Raw genomic sequence first — 18966 nt, forward strand, 5'->3', positions numbered from 1 at the left:
TTAATAGGTAATACTGTGATTAATTATATCTCATTCAAATTCAATTTTATTAATTTGTCTTTTTTACTTCTTTAATAAACAAAATAACAAGAAAACAATACCATACAACGTTTCCTTTTGTATCGAAAGAGTGTACCAATTGTATTAAATGAAAAATCTATAATATCGAATACATTTATGCATCAGTCTGGAATCTACGGGATTATGCCAAAGACTTGAAAGTAGTATTCATTGATCAGATTAAAAATATAAGTAGTATCAAAAAAAAAGTAGCAAACCTAAGCTTACTACTCTCTAAAATTGTCTTGTAATTGTTTATTTAATCCTCATCAAATTTTAGGATTTAGGTATTAAATAATCTCAACAAGATATTATTGTTTTTTATATGTGCGCAGATATTCAGAAGGTAAGGAACCAAATTCTTCTTTAAAGTGCCTGGCAAATCTTTTTGGGGAATTAAACCCTACTTCATATGCTATTTCGGCAATTTGCATTTGGCTTTTTTCAAGAAGCTGGCGTCCGCGTTTCAATCGTATTGTTCGAATAAATTCTATAGGGCCTTTACCAGTAATAGCAACTAACTTTTTGTATAAATGGCCGCGACTTAAACCTAAAGCTATGCTAAGGGCTTCAACAGAAAACTCAATATCACTCATATTTTCTTCTACAATTTTAATAGCTTTCGCGATCAGGACTTCATCCAAAGTGGTAATGGTGATTTCTGCAGGGGACACCTCTAATTTTTGGCTAAATGCGACATGACTTTTCTCGGTCCATTCTACAAATTTTTGAATGCGTAGTTTTAGCAAAATAAAATTAAAAGGTTTAGTAATATAATCATCTGCACCAAGTTCCAAACCTTCCATTACATGTTCTTCAGCAGTACGTGCCGTCAATAGGATAACCGGAATATGAGACCAATAAATATTAGTTTTTATTTGTCTGCAAAGTTCTATTCCGTTCATAACAGGCATCATTACATCACTTACAATAATGGTTACATTAAACTTATGCAGCAATTGCAGGGCCTGTTCTCCATTATTGGCAGTTATTACATAATATTCATCCTCAAGATTATCTTTAATAAATTCACAAAAATCATTGTTGTCATCTACAAATAATAATATTTTTTTATTTGTAATGATATCTGTTACTTCCTCTTCCTCAATAGCAAATTCGCCTGAAAGATTTTCTGTTGCATATTCTTCTACTACTACACCTAAATCAGCCATTTTGATTGGAATCTGAAAGGTAAAAATACTACCATGCGGTACATTATCTGTAACATCTATTGTTCCTCCGTGAAGATTGACATATTCATGTACAATATGTAATCCTATACCTGCTCCGGTTTTTTCCTTTTCTTGCTGAGCCTGATAAAACCGTTCAAAAATATGTTCTTTTTCTTTATTGCTAATACCTGATCCTGTGTCAGAAACGCTTACAGAAACAGTATCATTTGCATGTTTTATATGGATACGGATAGTACCGCCATCTAAAGTATACTTGAATGCATTTGAAAGTATGTTTGTAAGTATTTTTTGGATTTTATCCCGATCAAATGACATTGTCAAACTTTCTATATCTGTGAACAACAATAAATTAATATTACGTTCTTCTGCATAAACACAAAATGAAGCATAAATTTCATTAATAAAAGGAACAAAATCACCGGATTTTAAATTCAGCCTTTCTACACCAACATCCAGTTTATGAAAATCAAGCAATGAGTTTATTAATGCCATTAGCTGTTGTGCATTTTTATACATAACACTCAACTTTTTTCTCATGTTTTCGTTAGCTGCATCTTTCAATAAAATCTGTAAAGGGGTAATAATAAGCGTAAGTGGTGTACGCAAATCATGGCTGATATTGGTAAAAAACCTTAACTTTATCTCATTGATATGTATTTCCTTCTCGTGATCCATTTGCAAACGCTGCTGTTCCAGTTTTATAACATGTTTTTCTTTTGTTCTGCGAACAAAAAATGTCAGCGCACTAATAATTAAAATGGCATATATGATAAAAGCCCAGATTGAAAAATAGAAAGGAGGCATTACATTTATAAATAATTCTGTAGGGACATTGTTCCAAACACCATCAGCATTACGTGCTTTTATTAAAAGTCTGTAATTACCTGTTGGAAGTGAAGATATTACTATTTTATTTTTTTGAGTAAGTGCCCATTCTGTATCAAAGCCTTCAATTTGATAAATATATTTTACTTTATCAGCATTCAATAAATCTCCTGTCGTAAACTGTAAGGAAATAAGTTTATCATCATGCCTGAAATTTAACTCTGAGGTTAATTGCATTGGGTGATCGAGAAACTTGCGCCCATCATAATAGGAGTCTACCTGAATAGTATTATTCCCCACTGTCAATTCAGTAAATATAACTTTAGGTGTAGATTGGTCTTTTTCAGACATTTTATTCGGATTCAAAATAGTATATCCTTCTACATTACCAAGCAGAATATCACTATTTTGTAGTTTGCAAACAGCACGATCATTAAAATAATCATTCATAAGGCCATCTTTGACTGAGTAATTTTTACTTGAAAAAGTAAATCCTCCGTTTGATTCCGGCCTAACAGTAAGTATTGAAAGTCCATTACTTGTTGTTACCCATATATTATTGAGATTATCTTCTGTTATACCTTTAATTGAATTATCACATAATCCATTTTCTTTATTAAAATAATAAATAGTGTCTTTTTTTTGATTCCAGATGATCAGTCCTTCATTACCACCTAACCATACAATGCCACGTTTATCTTTATAGACATTTGAAATCAGAGGTTGGGGAAAAGTTTGATTTCCTTTCTTATTGCCAAAATATAAAGTCTTTTTATAATTCGTAATATCAATTACCAAAAGGCCAAATACAGTACCAACATACATTTTATCACCGCCATCATAAGACATATCCAACGCATAAACAATATCATCAAATGGGGTAATCACAGCATTAAAATTATCCGAATCTGATGGTAATACCTGAATTTTTCCACCTAATGATCCTATCCATAGATTTCCATACCTGTCTTCTTTTAAATTCCAAATACTATTACTGGTCAGTTTACTGTTCTTTGTTGTATACTGGGTCATTTTGCCATTTTCATAACAAAAAAGTCCTTTTTGATAGGTCCCGATCCAAATACGATTTTTCCTGTCTTCCAGTATAGATATTACCGCGATGTCTGGTACTGGGAGTTTCCTGATGATCTCTGAATTCTTTTCTTTTATATATAGTCCGTTTCCATCTGTTCCCAACCAAATATTTCCATGATGGTCTTCCATTATAGACATGATATCGGAACATTCAGGATGTCGGAAATTGATAAAATTCCGGAAACTTTCATGATAAAATGAAAGTCCTTTTTTATTGTATCCAATCCAGACAGTCTCATTGTTGTCTTTGTACAGACACTTCACACTATTCGATGATGGGCCTGTCTCCACCCATGGATCAGATGCTACATTTTTAAACAAATCTTTTCCTTTGTCGTAGATAAACAATCCTTTGTGGTCTGTTCCTATCCAGATTTGTCCCGGCTGATTTTCGATAATACTTGTTATATGATTGGCTTCAGTTTTTAATTTTGAAGGCAATTCTAGTCTTTTCCACTCTTCAATTGAATTCTTTTTGTAAAAAACCTGTTCACTTTTATCCGAGCAAATCCACAGTCCATTATTGCTGTCAATATAAATTATATTAGTGGCATTAATAGCATTCTGTTTTATAACATCAGGTATCTCAATAAAGGTTAAAACCCCGGATTTTTTATTCAGTTTCCAGAAAACACCTGAATTATATTGAATTGCGTACAGAAATTCACCATTATCAGCAATAGAAATCTCCTCTTTTAAAGGAATCTTTAATTGGAATACAGAAGTCTTTTTTTTCTTAATATTGTAAAAATATACCTTGTTTTTGTTTAGTACCCAGAGATTACGATTTTTATCGATAAAAATTTTAGCGTTAAAATCCGGCTCTATTCCCAGATTGAGCAACAACAGTTTTGGGTCTGAAAAGGAATCTTTATCTCTTTTATATACCATGTAAGAGTATCCTAAGTCTATCCAGATATTACCCAGACCATCCTCCTGCAATTCAACTATATTATTTGAAGACAGAGCATTAGATACACCGGAATGCATTTTATAAACCTTAAATCCATATCCGTCGTATCTGTTTAGTCCAGACTCTGTACCTATCCAAAGAAATCCGTAACTATCTCTCAGAATAGTTTTTACATTATTATTTGAAAGACCTTCATTAGTTTCTAAATGATGAAAAACATAGGACGACTGACCTATAATATTTTGGAAAGAAACAATCCAAAATATTATGAGTATGTGAATGCAGATTTGTCTTATTTTTATCATACTAAAATAGGCAATAGAGAATTAGAGTAGCCTGGCAAATACCCTTTCATTTATATCACTTTGGGTTCACCACTAACATTCAAATATAACAAATGTTTTTGATCTGTCTGTCCTGCCATTACGCCCAATGGTACTTCAGACCCTTTTTTAATTCCTAATATTTGCTCCCGCAGTAATGGCGTCAATTGTACGCTGATCAAGCACTTTATTATTACTTCTATCTATGACACCGCCTATGTGATTTTTGGGCTCCCCCATGCACTTTCTCCTCCGGTAGCTTCTAAAGCGTTCTCAATATTCCAGCCCAAACCCATTATTGCCGCAATTTCGGGAGCTGTACTCTTCATGCCAGTTATATCAGCAGGAAGCGGATTTATGTTATAATTTGGATATACTGTATTATTTAACGAGATTTAATAAAAAAACATCCTTTACATTAATGTCAAAATCTTTGCTGTAACTCCCATTTGAACCAATTGTTATTTTTTACTTCCTGCTTGTATTTCAATATGCCCTCTTCAATTTCAAATTGCGTTTTGTTGGTTTTCCAATTATTGTGTTCCTAATCAAACTATTATCTGTCAAAACCCAAAAATAACATTAAAAAACCAGGGAGACTATAAAACTCCCTGGTTTAAACTAACTTAAAATTTAACCATTCAATTTAAAAATTGTCATGCTCAATGTAAATTGGAGCGAGCTCAATTTCAGCTCCTTTTTACATTAATTTCAAAGCAAAGAAGTAGATGTTTCTATTTCAAAATCCTTACAGTGAAGAACTTATTAATCCAAATAAAACTTCTATTAAAATGATAATTTAATGCTTTTTCAACAAATTAAGTTAAGTCAAATATTCAAAAACATCCTTCCTAATTTAGCTTGTCATGCAATAAAAAAATTGAACTCTGCAAACCTCATGAAAACTTTGTCATGACATGGTATTCTTTTGTATCAGAAAGCTGTCTCATTTGTTGCAATTATCATATTTAAATAGTTCTGTCAACTAAATCACTTGTATTTAGAGCCTGTTTAAAATTTAAATATTTAGATTTTCATGAGATTATTTTTCGATAGATGAGGCAAATTTTAAAAGAATAATAGACTTATTTTTGAGTAAATTCAACGAAATATAGCGGAAAATAATCCGTGAAAAGTAATTAAACAAAATTTAAACAGGCTCTTATTATCTACCGTCTGGACACAAGTATAAAAAACAACACGAATTACACAAATTGCCACTAATTCGTTTGTGAAATTAATTTCACAAACGTAGGTTACCCCATTAAGATTTGTGCAAATTCGTGAAATTCGTGTTCAAATTGAATTATAACATTTGTGTCCAGACGGTAGCTCTTATTTATGTAGTTTTTTTAGTTGACTAAAGACCGAAAATATGGCCCATAAAAAAAATCAAAAATCAAATAAACTTTGGAAGCTGTTTTTTTTTTCGGGTGATGGTGGCCACGAACCGTAATTGTCCATTACATAGGTACTCAAAAAAATACTTAGAGTTAATCAAATTCTAACTCTATTTCAACTGAATATTTAAACAATTAGATTATTAAATCAATTAAAAATTTGATTGCTATATTCAAGTATATAATACTGTTTTTTTGTTTGTACCAAAAAGCTATCTTTACACCCATCTGCTTTTGACTCCAACTTAAAATTTAGAGACCTGATTAGATACCTTTTTATTAATATACAAAAAGCTTTATTTTTTAAGCATTATAACATACTATGAACTATTTGTCAGTAGAAAATATATCGAAGTCGTTTGGTGAAAAAACACTTTTTAACAACATCTCTTTCGGAATCAATAAAGATCAAAAAATTGCTTTTATTGCCAAAAATGGTTCGGGAAAAACAACTATTATGAGTATTATTAATGGTTTAGACGAGCCAGATACGGGACAGGTTGTTTTAAGAAAAGGGATTAAAATGGCTTTTCTTTCACAAAGCAACAATTTGCAGGAGGAACTGACTATCGAGGAAAGTATTTTTGCTTCTGATAATGAGACTTTAAAAGTTATTGAAAAATACGAAAAAGCACTTGAAAATCCGGATGACGAAGAAGCTTACCAAAAAGCTTTTGACGGAATGGATCAGCATAATGCCTGGGATTTTGAAACACAATACAAACAGATTTTATTCAAATTAAAACTGGAAGATTTTAAACTTAAAGTAAAAAATCTTTCAGGTGGACAGAAGAAACGTCTTTCATTGGCGATTATCCTGATCAATCGTCCTGATTTATTGATTTTGGATGAGCCTACGAATCACTTGGATTTAGAGATGATCGAGTGGCTTGAAAGTTATTTTGCAAAAGAAAATATTACGTTGTTTATGGTTACACACGACCGTTTCTTTTTAGAGCGTGTATGTAACGAAATTATCGAACTAGACAACGGAAAATTATACCAATATAAAGGAAATTACTCGTATTATTTAGAAAAGAAAGAGGAAAGAATTACCTCTGAAAATGCTAGCGTTGACAAAGCAAAAAACCTGTTCGTAAAAGAATTAGAATGGATGCGCCGTCAGCCAAAAGCAAGAACAACAAAATCAAAATCGCGTCAGGATGATTTTTATGTAATTAAGGAAAAAGCACAAAGCCGTCGTCAGGAAAATAAAGTCGAACTTGAAATTAATATGGAACGTATGGGAAGCAAAATTATCGAGCTTCACAAAATTTCTAAGAAATTCAAGGATCATGTTATTCTGGACAACTTTAGTTTCGATTTTCAACGTGGTGAACGCATCGGAATTATTGGTAAAAATGGTACCGGAAAGTCTACTTTTTTGAATCTTCTTACCGGAACACTTCCGTTAGACAGCGGACGTGTTGTAAAAGGAGAAACTATCAAAGTTGGCTATTACACGCAATCAGGAATCAATCCGAAACCAAATCAGCGTGTCATTGATATTATTAAAGAATATGGCGAATTTATTCCGTTGGCAAAAGGCAGAATGATTTCGGCTTCGCAATTATTGGAACGTTTTCTTTTTGATGCCAAAAAACAATATGATTTCGTAGAAAAATTAAGCGGTGGCGAATTAAAACGCCTGTATTTATGTACCGTTTTAATTCAGAATCCTAACTTTTTAATTCTCGATGAGCCAACAAACGATTTAGATATTGTAACACTGAATGTTTTGGAGAGTTTTCTTTTAGATTACCCCGGTTGTTTGCTTGTAGTTTCGCACGACCGTTATTTTATGGATAAAATTGTGGATCATTTATTCATTTTTAGAGGAAATGGTGAAATAGAAAACTTCCCCGGAAACTATTCCGATTTCAGAGCGTATGAAGACAGCGCTGATGTTGCCCAAAAAGAAGAAAACAAAGCCGAAAAGAAAGACTGGAAACAAAATAATCCAACTGGTAACCTAACTTTCAACGAACAGAAAGAATATCAAAAACTGGAAAGAGAAATCAAAGATCTGGAAATTGATAAAACAAAAATAGAACAATTATTCTCTGATGGAAAAGTAGCTGATGCCGATATCGAGAAAAAAGCAAACGAATTACAAAACATCATTAATAAAATAGACCAGAAAGAAGAACGCTGGTTTGAGCTTTCGGCTAAAATAGAAGGGTAATTATTTAAGTTTTCAGTCTCAGTTTCAGTTTTCAGTTTGATTGTGAAATATCATTTTAATAAAAAAATATTATTTTTCTTACTTTTTTTTTAATATCCTTGTAAAAAATTAAACAATGGATTTTAAAGAATATTGGCTTACAAAAAATCATTTGAACTTGCCATGGAAATATTTGAGATTTCGAAATCATTTCCGAAAGAAGAGAAATACTCATTAACTGATCAAATAAGACGTTCTTCCAGAAGTGTTGCTGCAAATATTGCTGAATCATATCGAAAGAGAAGATACGTAAATCATTTTATTAGTAAATTAACCAATAGTGATGCCGAAAATTCAGAAACTAACGTATGGCTTGAATTTTCATTACAATGTAATTATATAAAAAAAGATACGTTTGATATACTCAATTCAAAAAACATTGAAATTGGAAAATTAATAAACTACATGATAAATAACCCAAACAAATTTGGTTGCAATATTGTACCCAAAAAACTGAAAACTGAAACTGCGACTGAAAACTAATTTTATTATTTTTATTCCTCAAATTTATTCCCATGAAACACATTTTCTGTACTCTAATCGCCTTAACACTCCTTATTTCCTGCAACCCGGACAAGGCAGAACCACAAATAGCAAAAGACTATACTGCTGAAAATGAAAAAGAAATCACAGATTACATAGCTGAAAATAATTTAACAGCACAAAGAACCGATTCCGGCTTATATTATGTAATTAACGAACCTGGTGAAGGAACACAACCAACAGCAACCTCTAATGTAACTGTTGTCTATAAAGGATATTACACTAATGGAAATATCTTTGACCAAAGCAAAGCCGAGGGAATCTCTTTTGGTTTAAATCAGGTTATAAAAGGCTGGACAGAAGGTATACCCTATTTTAAAACCGGAGGCAGCGGAATACTTTTGATCCCTTCTCATTTAGGGTATGGATCTTATGATTACAGAGGAATTCCCGGAGGTTCGGTCCTTATTTTTGATGTGAAATTAATTTCTGTTAATTAATACCTTACACAGAGATTCACAAAGAAATTACCCAGTTGCATTAAACGCTTGATTTCTTTGCGAATCTTTGTGTTTTTATTTTGTGAATCTTTTGTGAAATGTAACATGAAACATCAAATAAAATCATACTTAAAATTCATATGGTATTCCAAAAATGAACATGCAGTACATTCGCCGTTTGTTTTTAATTTGCTTACAAAATGTTTTTATGATAAAAAGTATAAATCTGAATATTCTATTCTAAAAAAATATAGAGAATCGCTTTTAGAGAATAAAAATTTTATTGAAGTAACCGATTTTGGTGCAGGTTCCAAAGTTTTTAAATCTAATAAAAGACAGATTTCCAAAATTGCAAAAACGGCCGGAATTTCACCAAAAAGGGCTGAATTATTGTTTCGCGTAACCCATTATTTTCAGCCGGAAACTATATTAGAAATTGGTACTTCATTAGGATTAGCCACTTCTGCCCTGGCGTTAGGAAACCCAAAAGCAAAAGTAATTACATTAGAAGGCTGCCCGGAAACCGGGAATCAATGCCAATTACAATTGCAAAAATTCAATTTTAATAATGTAAATTCAATTGTAACAGAATTTGAAAAATATTTTCAGGATATCAGACTGAGACTGAAAACTGAGACTAAAAACTTCAACTTAATATATTTCGACGGCAATCATTCCAAAAAAGCAACTTTAACCTATTTTGAACTTTTATTACCAACAATTACCAATGATTCCGTTTGGATTTTTGATGATATTCATTGGTCTTTAGAAATGGAAGAAGCCTGGGGAATTATTCAAAATCATCCAAAAGTCACCGTTACCATTGATACTTTTCAATGGGGATTTGTTTTCTTTAGGCGCGAACAGGAAAAAGAACATTTTATAATTCGGGCATAAAAAAATGACAACCATTTCTGATTGTCATTTAAAAAAACTAATTAAACCTAACTAACCTATTTTTTATTTTTTAGCTGCAGCAGCTTCATCTGATTTGGCTCCCATTCTGTTAAGAGTATACATTGGACCAAATTTCACTTTTAAACCTGCAATTTTTCTATTGTCCGCTGCTGAAAGTCCTTCTTTTTCAACCGTATTCTTGCGGCTATCAAGAGCTTCATACATCAATTTGATTTCATCCCAGTCTTCACGGGAATAGCTGTCCTTATTATTCTCTACAGTATGTACAAATTGCTGATAAACACTATGGATATTATTGGCATTTACCCAGTTAAAACTCATATCCTCGCCAATTTTTCCTTCACCAAATAAAGCATTACGCAATTGTTGTTTCGAACTGGCTTCAGGGGCAAAAACGGCAGTCATTTCATTTTTGAACTCTTCGTATTTTATTTTACTTGTATTGATCTTTTCTGTCTCTGCAGTATTATCTTTAAGATCTGCAAGTGCAAGTTCAGCATTTTCAACTCTTCTGTTATATTCAGCCTCAACATCTTTCCAATCAGCTTTTAAATCATCCGCCTTAACATTTTTTACTGAATCCACATACGCCACATAAGAGTCAATTGTTTTTTGAGCCTGTTCTTGTTTTTCATCTTTACATGATGTAAAACCTAGTGCAATTAATACAATACCTGAGAAAATTTGTATGTTCTTCATAATTTTGATTATTTAAAGTTAGAGTACAAATATAGTTAAATATTTGACTAATTATAAATATTTATCTAAATTTTAATATTTAAATTAAATATAATTTAATAAAATCTAAAAAATATGATAATTATGTAATAATAAATAAAAATAATATAACAACTTTTTATTCAAAATAAATATAATTTTAAGAAAATGGCTTTATCTTCATTTTCTATACTTCTGACTGCTTTAATTATGTAACAAAAATCTATTAAGCGCTACTTATTAAATTATTGAAAAGTGTTTTGTACTTTTAAATCCAAAATTGTAAAACGAATGGCAAATCCATTAATTAAGATAACCAACATTAAAAGAGATTTTATACTGGGCAACGAAATTGTTTATGTATTAAAAGGAATCGACTTAGAAATCAACAAAGGAGAATACGTCGCTTTAATGGGCCCCTCAGGATCCGGAAAATCAACTTTAATGAATTTATTAGGTTGTCTGGATACACCAACCTCAGGACATTATGTTTTAAACGGCAAAGATGTCAGCCAAATGAAAGATGATGAACTGGCCGGAATCAGAAATAAAGAAATTGGTTTTGTATTTCAGACTTTTAATCTTCTGCCAAGAACTACTGCCCTAGACAATGTAGCATTACCAATGATATACGCCGGACATTCTAAATCAGAACGTGTAGCACGTGCAACAGAAGTTCTAAAACAGGTAAATCTTGCTGACAGAATGGATCACCAACCCAATCAGCTTTCGGGAGGACAACGTCAGCGTGTTGCTATCGCCCGTGCTCTGGTCAACAAGCCTTCTATTATTTTAGCCGATGAACCAACCGGGAACCTAGACAGTAAAACATCTGTAGAAATCATGAAGCTTTTTGGGGATATTCACGAACAAGGTAATACGGTAATTTTAGTAACACACGAAGAAGATATTGCCGCTTATGCCCATCGTGTTATTCGTTTACGTGATGGATTGATTGAAAGCGACACGACTAAATAATTAATTTGGTTAATCGTTAATCGAAGGAAAGAAAACTTTAGTCCCTTAGCGTCTCAGCAACTAGCACCTAAAAAAAATGAAAATATATACCAAAACAGGAGACAAAGGAACCACTGCTCTTTTTGGCGGCACAAGAGTTCCTAAAGATCATATCCGCATTGACAGTTACGGAACCGTTGATGAATTAAACTCATATATCGGTTTAATTCGCGATCAGGAAATTGATTCACATTATAAAACTATTTTAATCGAAATTCAGGATCGATTATTTACTGTTGGTGCCATTTTGGCAACTCCGGCAGAAAAAGAAGTTTTAAAAAACGGAGAGCTTCGGCTAAAAAATCTGGGGATAATTAATACTGATATCGAATTGTTGGAAAACGAAATTGATAAAATGGAAGAAAACCTTCCTCAAATGACTCATTTTGTTTTGCCTGGAGGTCATCCAACTGTGTCACATTGTCATATAGCCCGCTGTATTTGCCGCCGTGCAGAGCGATTGGCAGTTCATTTAAGCCATAATGAACATGTTCCTGAAATCGCAATTCAGTACTTAAACCGACTTTCTGACTACCTTTTTGTCTTGGCACGGAAGTTGTCTTCTGACTTAAAAGCGGATGAAGTGAAATGGATTCCGAGGAAGTAATCAGTCGCAATTTTCAGTTTTCAGACTGCAAACTGGCACCGAAAACTGAATACTATAAGAAGAAGTAATTAGTCACAAATTTCAGTTTCCGGACTGAAAACTGGCACTAAAAACTGAATACTAACAAAGACGTTCTTAAATTTTCTTAAAATAAATCAAAATTTACTTGTCTTTTTCAGTAAAAAATTTATTTTTGCACAAACTAAATCGACAAAAGATGTATTGGACATTAGAATTAGCATCCTATTTAAGTGATGCCCCGTGGCCTGCTAACAAAGACGAACTTATTGACTACGCCATTAGAGCAGGAGCTCCCTTGGAAGTAGTAGAAAACCTACAGTCGATTGAAGACGAAGGCGAGATATATGAATCAATGGAAGAAATTTGGCCTGATTATCCAACAGACGAAGATTATCTTTGGAATGAGGATGAATATTAAAAAATAAACCAAAGGAAAAAGTCTCATCACAGAGGCTTTTTTTTTGGTTCAAATACACATTTACATATAATAGAAATACAATAAATCATGAGTTTCATAAACAGTATTATTAAAGTCTTTGTAGGTGACAAATCACAGAAAGATGTTAAAGCTTTACAACCTTATTTAAACAAAATTAAAACATACGAAACCAGCTTAATAGATTTGTCGCACGACGAATTAAGAGCCAGGACCGTATATTTTAAAGAAAAAATAAAAGAAGCCAGAGCTGATAAAGATGCTAAAATTGCTTCGCTTAAAGCGGAAGTGGAAAACATTGAAGACATCGACAAAAGAGAAGATCTTTATGATGCCATTGATGCTCTTGAAAAAGAGGCTTATGAAATTTCAGAAAAAACGTTATTGGAAATTCTTCCGGAAGCTTTTTCTGTTGTTAAGGAAACGGCTCGTCGTTTTAAAGACAATTCTTTTATTGAAGTTACAGCAACTGCAAAAGACCGTGAATTTTCAGCTGCAAAATCCTATATTACTATAGAAGGTGATAAAGCAGTCTGGGCTAATAAATGGAATGCTGCCGGTAAAGAAATCACCTGGGACATGATTCATTACGATGTTCAGTTAATTGGCGGAATGGTTTTGCATGAAGGTAAAGTTGCCGAAATGCAAACAGGTGAAGGAAAAACATTAGTTGCTACACTCCCTCTCTACTTAAATGCTTTAACTGGAAACGGTGTACATTTAGTTACCGTGAATGATTATTTGGCAAAACGTGACAGTACATGGAAAGCACCTTTATTTGAATTCCACGGCTTATCTGTTGATTGTATCGATAATCACCAGCCAAGTACTGAACAAAGAAAAAAAGCTTATGATGCTGATATCACTTACGGAACCAACAACGAATTTGGTTTTGACTATTTAAGAGATAATATGGCACATTCGCCAAGTGATTTAGTGCAGAGAAAACACAACTATGCCATTGTCGATGAGGTCGATTCTGTATTAATTGATGATGCCAGAACACCACTTATTATTTCAGGACCGGTTCCTCAGGGAGATCGTCATGAATTTAATGAACTGAAACCAAAAATCGAAAACTTAGTAGCGCAACAACGTCAGTTAGCAAATGGTTTCTTAGCAGAAGCCAAAAAATTAATCAAAGAAGGAAAAACTAAAGAAGGCGGTTTCTTATTATTAAGAGCTTACAGAAGTTTACCTAAAAATAAAGCATTAATTAAATTTTTGAGTGAAGAAGGAATCAAACAATTGCTTCAAAAAACCGAAAATCAATATATGCAGGATAACAATCGCGAAATGCATAAAGTGGATGAAGCTCTGTATTTTGTAATTGAAGAAAAAAACAATCAGGTTGAATTGACTGATAATGGCATTCAATACCTTTCAGGAGATACGGATGCTGACTTTTTTGTTCTTCCGGATATTGGAACTGAAATTGCAGCTATTGAAAAACAAAAACTGGATAAAGACGCAGAAGCGGAAGCAAGAGAAAGATTATTCCAGGATTTCGGAGTAAAAAGCGAACGTATTCACACCCTTACACAACTTTTAAAAGCGTATGCTCTTTTTGAAAAAGATGTAGAATACGTAATCATGGACAACAAAATTATGATTGTTGATGAGCAAACCGGTCGTATCATGGATGGCCGTCGTTATTCTGACGGTTTACACCAGGCGATCGAAGCTAAAGAAAACGTAAAAATCGAAGCTGCTACACAAACTTTTGCAACTGTTACATTACAGAATTACTTTAGAATGTACAGCAAATTGGGTGGTATGACAGGAACAGCTGTTACTGAAGCCGGAGAGTTATGGCAGATCTACAAATTAGATGTTGTTGAAATTCCAACGAACCGACCAATGTCAAGACAAGACAAAGAAGATTATATCTACAAAACTACACGTGAGAAATTCAATGCAGTAATTGAAGATGTAACGCAATTATCAAATGCAGGAAGACCGGTATTGATTGGAACAACTTCTGTTGAGATTTCAGAATTATTAAGCCGAATGTTAAAAATGAGAGGCGTTACACATAACGTTTTGAATGCTAAAATGCACAAACAAGAGGCACAAATTGTTGAGGAAGCAGGTAAAGCCGGAGTTGTAACTATTGCAACCAACATGGCCGGACGTGGTACCGATATTAAATTATCTCCAGAAGTAAAAGCTGCCGGAGGTTTAGCAATCGTGGGTACAGAGCGTCATGATTCCCGTCGTGTAGACAGACAATTACGTGGTCGTGCAGGACGTCAGGGAGATCCGGGAAGTTCTCAGTTTTATGTTTCCCTTGAAGATAACCTAATGCGTTTATTCGGTTCTGAAAGAGTCGCTAAAGTAATGGACAGAATGGGACTTCAGGAAGGCGAAGTAATTCAGCATTCTATGATGACCAAATCTATCGAGCGTGCCCAGAAAAAAGTAGAAGAAAATAACTTTGGTGTTCGTAAACGTTTATTAGAATATGATGACGTAATGAACTCACAACGTGAAGTAGTGTACAAACGTCGTCGTCATGCCTTATTTGGTGAGCGTTTGAAACTGGATATTGCGAATATGCTTTATGATACCTGCGAATTAATCGTAAGTCAGACAAAGCCAATAAATGACTACAAAAATTTCGAATTTGATTTGATCCGTTATTTCTCTATCACTTCTCCAATTTCTGAAGCAGAATTTGTAAAATTAACTGATATCGAAATTACTGGAAAAATTTACAAAGAATCTTTAGCTTTCTACACGGAGAAAACTGAACGTAGCGCCAGAGAAGCTTTCCCAATCATTAAAGGAGTTTATGAAGAGCCAAATAATCATTTTGAGCGTATTGTAGTTCCGTTTACAGATGGAATCAAAACTTTGAATGTCGTTACTGATTTGAAAAAAGCTTACGATAGTCAAGGATCGCAATTAATTGCTGATTTTGAAAAAAACATCACTTTATCGATTGTTGATGAAGCATGGAAAAAACACTTACGTAAAATGGACGAACTGAAACAATCAGTGCAATTAGCTGTCCATGAACAAAAAGACCCGTTGCTTATCTACAAATTAGAAGCTTTTAATTTATTTAGAGGAATGTTGGATAACGTTAACAAAGAAGTAATTTCATTCTTATTCAAAGGAGATTTACCTGCTCAAAACGTTCCTGAAATTCATGAGGCAAGAGAAGTTCGTCAAAAAGAAAACTTCAAATTAAGCAAAGACGAAATTGTAAACAGCGAAGACATTAATCGTGAGGCTGGAGAAACACAACAACGTCAGGTTACAGAAACCATTGTGAGAGATATGCCAAAAATCAATCGTAATGATAGTGTAACAGTTCAGGAAGTTGCTACTGGCAAAACAGAAACAATGAAATTTAAAAAAGCAGAAACTTTAATTGCCAATGGCGAATGGGTTCTTGTTAAATAAATTACAGTTCTCAGTCGCAGTTTTCAGTTTACAGAAAAGCTGAAAAACTATGACTGAGACTTAAAACTAAAATATCCGTAAGCAATATGCATACGGATATTTTTTTTGAAAAAAACTAATATTTATTCTTTATAAAACGAATAAACTGTACTTTTGCAACCGTAAACTACGAACAAAGCTTTGAAGCAAATTTTTATCATATTTCTTTCCTGTATGCTTTTAGTGCCCTCTTTTGGCAGTTTCTTTGTTTATACATCATTCAAATTAAATCAGGATGAAATTTCAAAAACGATTTGTGTGCAGCGAAAAATGATTTTTAACTCGTGTAATGGCCGATGTGAACTTCAAAAAAGTTTGAAGAAATATGCCGATAACGAAAAGAAAATGGAAAACAACCTGAAAGAAAAAGTAGAAGTTGTTTACATTCAAAATACACCTGTAGCTCATTTTAGATTAGTAAATCCTGTCGAATCAGCAATACAACTTTTTGCTTCTTTTGATGCGAAACCTATTTCGGTTTCAAACAGTACTTTTCACCCCCCATCCTATTTTATATAAATTTTAGCACACTTTTCAAATCAAAACTGAAAAGATTTTTCTTGTCTTAACGTCAGGAAAAAACACATGTTACTTTTAAAATTTATATAATTTAAAATGAAAAAAATATACTTTTCCCTATTAATCATAGGGCAATGTGTCTTGGCACAGCATAAAGTGGAACAAGACACAACAAAAACACAAGAACTTGAAAATGTTTTTATAACCGCCAATAGAACCGCTACCTTACGCAAGGAAACCCCTGTGGCGATTAGCAAATTAACCGCTAGAACTATTAACGAAACCAAAGCTACTGCAGTTTATGAAATAATAAATAAAGCGCCCGGAGTCCTGATGGTCAATTTAGGAAACGAGCAACACATGATGTCAATTCGGCAGCCAATGACAACTAATGCTTATTATTTATACTTAGAAGATGGCTTGCCTATTCGCCCAATGGGAATCTTTAATCACAACGCTCTATTAGAAATCAATCAGTTTAATTTACAAAGTATTGAAGTGATTAAAGGCCCTGTTTCTTCACTGTACGGTCCGGAAGCTGTGGGCGGAACTATTAATTTACTTTCACTGAAACCACCTGTTGATCCTGAATTTAAATTTGGCGTTCAGGCTGATAATTATGGTTACAGAAGATTTCAGGCTGCCGGCGGAGCAACGATCGGAAAAGTTGGTTTTCATATTGCCGGAATTTCAAGTTTACAGGAAAATGGATGGATGACCTATTCTGATTATAACAAGGATAATTTGAATGCCAGAATTGATTACAACATCTCTCCTTCTACCCGATTGATCAGTAATACGATGTATGGAAAATATTATTCGGATATGAGTGGAAGTGTCAACGAAGAGGCTTTCAACAATAGAACTTACAAAAGCTCAACCGATTTTACTTACCGAAAATCTGATGCTTTGCGAACCAGACTAACTTTAGAACACGATTGGAACAACAATTCAGGCAGTTATATTACAGGATATTTACGAGATAATAAATTAGGCCAAAATCCGTCGTACGGTATCAAATGGAGTCCAACTGTAAATCCAACAACTGCAAAAGGAGAAGTAAATTCTAACAACTTTAAAAGTTACGGTGCTATCGGACAGCATACTCAAAAATTCGATTTTTTAAATACCAGACTTGTTGCCGGAGCATTATATGATTATTCTCCAGTAAACTACTGGTCTTATGTGATCGATTTGAAAGTTAATTTAAATCCCGGAGAAGCCGGAAAACAAACTGTAGACTCTTATGAAATTATTGCAGAACACCCAGACTCAAAATTAGCAGATTATACTGCCGATATTTACAACTCGGCTGGTTATGCCCAATTGAGTTTTAATCCGATAGAAAAATTAATTATTACTCTTGGCGGTCGTTACGACAATATGAAAGTGAATTATGAAAATGCCTTAGACAATTCTACAGGAAGCAAACTTTATGACAAAATGACTTTTAAGGCCGGAGCCAATTACAATCCGTTTGAATTTGCTGGTTTTTATGCAAATTATTCCCAAGGTTTCGCACCTCCGGGAATCACTTCTGTTTTCAGGACAAAACCCGGAACTGGAGGAACAACAGGTGTCCCTTCCGAATTTTATTATAATTTAGAACCGGCAGCTTTCAATAATTATGAAGTTGGCGGATGGCTTTCTTTTCTTGAAAATAAACTGAATTTTGATTACGCTTTCTATTACATGGAAGGAAAAAACGAACTTTTAAGTATTAAACTTGCTGACAATTCAACTGATTATCGTTCTGCTGGAGAAACGCGTCACAAAGGGATTGAATTTGGTGCTGCATATCGACCTTCAAAACAATTCAGCTTTCGTCTTGGCGGAACTTATGCACAACACACATATATCGATTTTAAACTTTCGGATAAACCAAGCGATCCGGTTCAGGATTTAAACGGAAAAGAAATGCCCGCAGCTCCAAAATGGTCCGGAAACTCTGAAATAAGTTATTATCCAAACTGGCTACCCAGCCTTAGAACTTCTGTCGAATGGCAATTGGTGGGCAATTATTATCAGAATCAGATCAATACTATAAAATATGATGGTTATAATTTGTTCAATGCCCGAATTGGTTACCAATGGAAAAGCATTGAAATTTACGGAAATATCATGAACCTAACCGATAAATTATACGCTTACAATGTTTCAAGAACTAACATTGCGAATGCCCAACCCACTTATACAGCAGCGGCACCAAGAACATTTGTATTTGGAATTCAGTATAATTTTTCATTAAAAAAATAATAATTATTA

Annotated in this window: 12 protein-coding genes; 10 read left to right on the forward strand and 2 right to left on the reverse strand. The window is 33.4% G+C overall.

All coding sequences use genetic code 11. The features are described 5' to 3' along the window. Positions 1-371 precede the first annotated feature (371 nt). Positions 372-4391 (reverse strand): hybrid sensor histidine kinase/response regulator, encoded by a 4020-nt coding sequence (locus J2W48_RS13060; protein WP_310282031.1) that lies wholly within the window; start codon positions 4389-4391, stop codon positions 372-374. A 1740-nt stretch (positions 4392-6131) separates the two neighbouring features. On the opposite strand from J2W48_RS13060, the gene J2W48_RS13065 reads away from it, so the two are divergent. From J2W48_RS13065 to J2W48_RS13080, 4 genes are all read left to right on the forward strand, one after another. Then, entirely contained in the window at positions 6132-7994 is a 1863-nt protein-coding gene (locus J2W48_RS13065) for an ABC-F family ATP-binding cassette domain-containing protein (protein ID WP_310282033.1), read from the forward strand. 132 nt (positions 7995-8126) lie between these two features. Continuing rightward, positions 8127-8516, forward strand: a complete 390-nt coding sequence (locus J2W48_RS13070; RefSeq protein WP_409025179.1) for a four helix bundle protein — start codon at positions 8127-8129, stop codon at positions 8514-8516. 32 nt (positions 8517-8548) lie between these two features. After that, positions 8549-9016, forward strand: coding sequence for an FKBP-type peptidyl-prolyl cis-trans isomerase (locus J2W48_RS13075; protein ID WP_310282034.1), 468 nt, complete (start codon positions 8549-8551; stop codon positions 9014-9016). Positions 9017-9121: 105 nt separating this feature from the next. Beyond that, entirely contained in the window at positions 9122-9913 is a 792-nt protein-coding gene (locus J2W48_RS13080) for an O-methyltransferase (RefSeq protein ID WP_310282035.1), read from the forward strand. 63 nt (positions 9914-9976) lie between these two features. Here J2W48_RS13080 and J2W48_RS13085 read toward each other — a convergent pair whose 3' ends face one another. Continuing rightward, the gene (locus J2W48_RS13085) at positions 9977-10633 is read right to left on the reverse strand and encodes a hypothetical protein (protein WP_310282037.1); all 657 of its coding nucleotides are present in this window, start codon (positions 10631-10633) and stop codon (positions 9977-9979) included. Between the two features lie 309 nt (positions 10634-10942). On the opposite strand from J2W48_RS13085, the gene J2W48_RS13090 reads away from it, so the two are divergent. The 6 genes from J2W48_RS13090 (at position 10943) to J2W48_RS13115 (ending at position 18957) form a co-directional block, all read left to right on the forward strand. After that, positions 10943-11629, forward strand: a complete 687-nt coding sequence (locus J2W48_RS13090; protein ID WP_310282039.1) for an ABC transporter ATP-binding protein — start codon at positions 10943-10945, stop codon at positions 11627-11629. Between the two features lie 76 nt (positions 11630-11705). Further along, on the forward strand, positions 11706-12275 hold the full coding sequence (locus J2W48_RS13095; protein ID WP_310282041.1) for a cob(I)yrinic acid a,c-diamide adenosyltransferase: 570 nt from the start codon (positions 11706-11708) through the stop codon (positions 12273-12275). Between the two features lie 217 nt (positions 12276-12492). Continuing rightward, positions 12493-12714 carry a DUF2795 domain-containing protein gene (locus J2W48_RS13100; RefSeq protein ID WP_007138072.1) on the forward strand — a complete coding sequence of 74 codons (222 nt, stop codon included), beginning with the start codon at positions 12493-12495 and terminating at the stop codon, positions 12712-12714. Between the two features lie 87 nt (positions 12715-12801). After that, entirely contained in the window at positions 12802-16143 is a 3342-nt protein-coding gene (gene secA / locus J2W48_RS13105) for a preprotein translocase subunit SecA (protein ID WP_310282044.1), read from the forward strand. Positions 16144-16323: 180 nt separating this feature from the next. Beyond that, the gene (locus tag J2W48_RS13110; protein WP_310282046.1) at positions 16324-16701 is read left to right on the forward strand and encodes a hypothetical protein; all 378 of its coding nucleotides are present in this window, start codon (positions 16324-16326) and stop codon (positions 16699-16701) included. A 96-nt stretch (positions 16702-16797) separates the two neighbouring features. Beyond that, the gene (locus J2W48_RS13115; protein ID WP_310282048.1) at positions 16798-18957 is read left to right on the forward strand and encodes a TonB-dependent receptor; all 2160 of its coding nucleotides are present in this window, start codon (positions 16798-16800) and stop codon (positions 18955-18957) included. Positions 18958-18966 lie beyond the last annotated feature (9 nt).

The sequence above is a fragment of the Flavobacterium piscis genome, assembly GCF_031457575.1.
Classification (GTDB): Bacteria; Bacteroidota; Bacteroidia; order Flavobacteriales; family Flavobacteriaceae; genus Flavobacterium; species Flavobacterium piscis_A.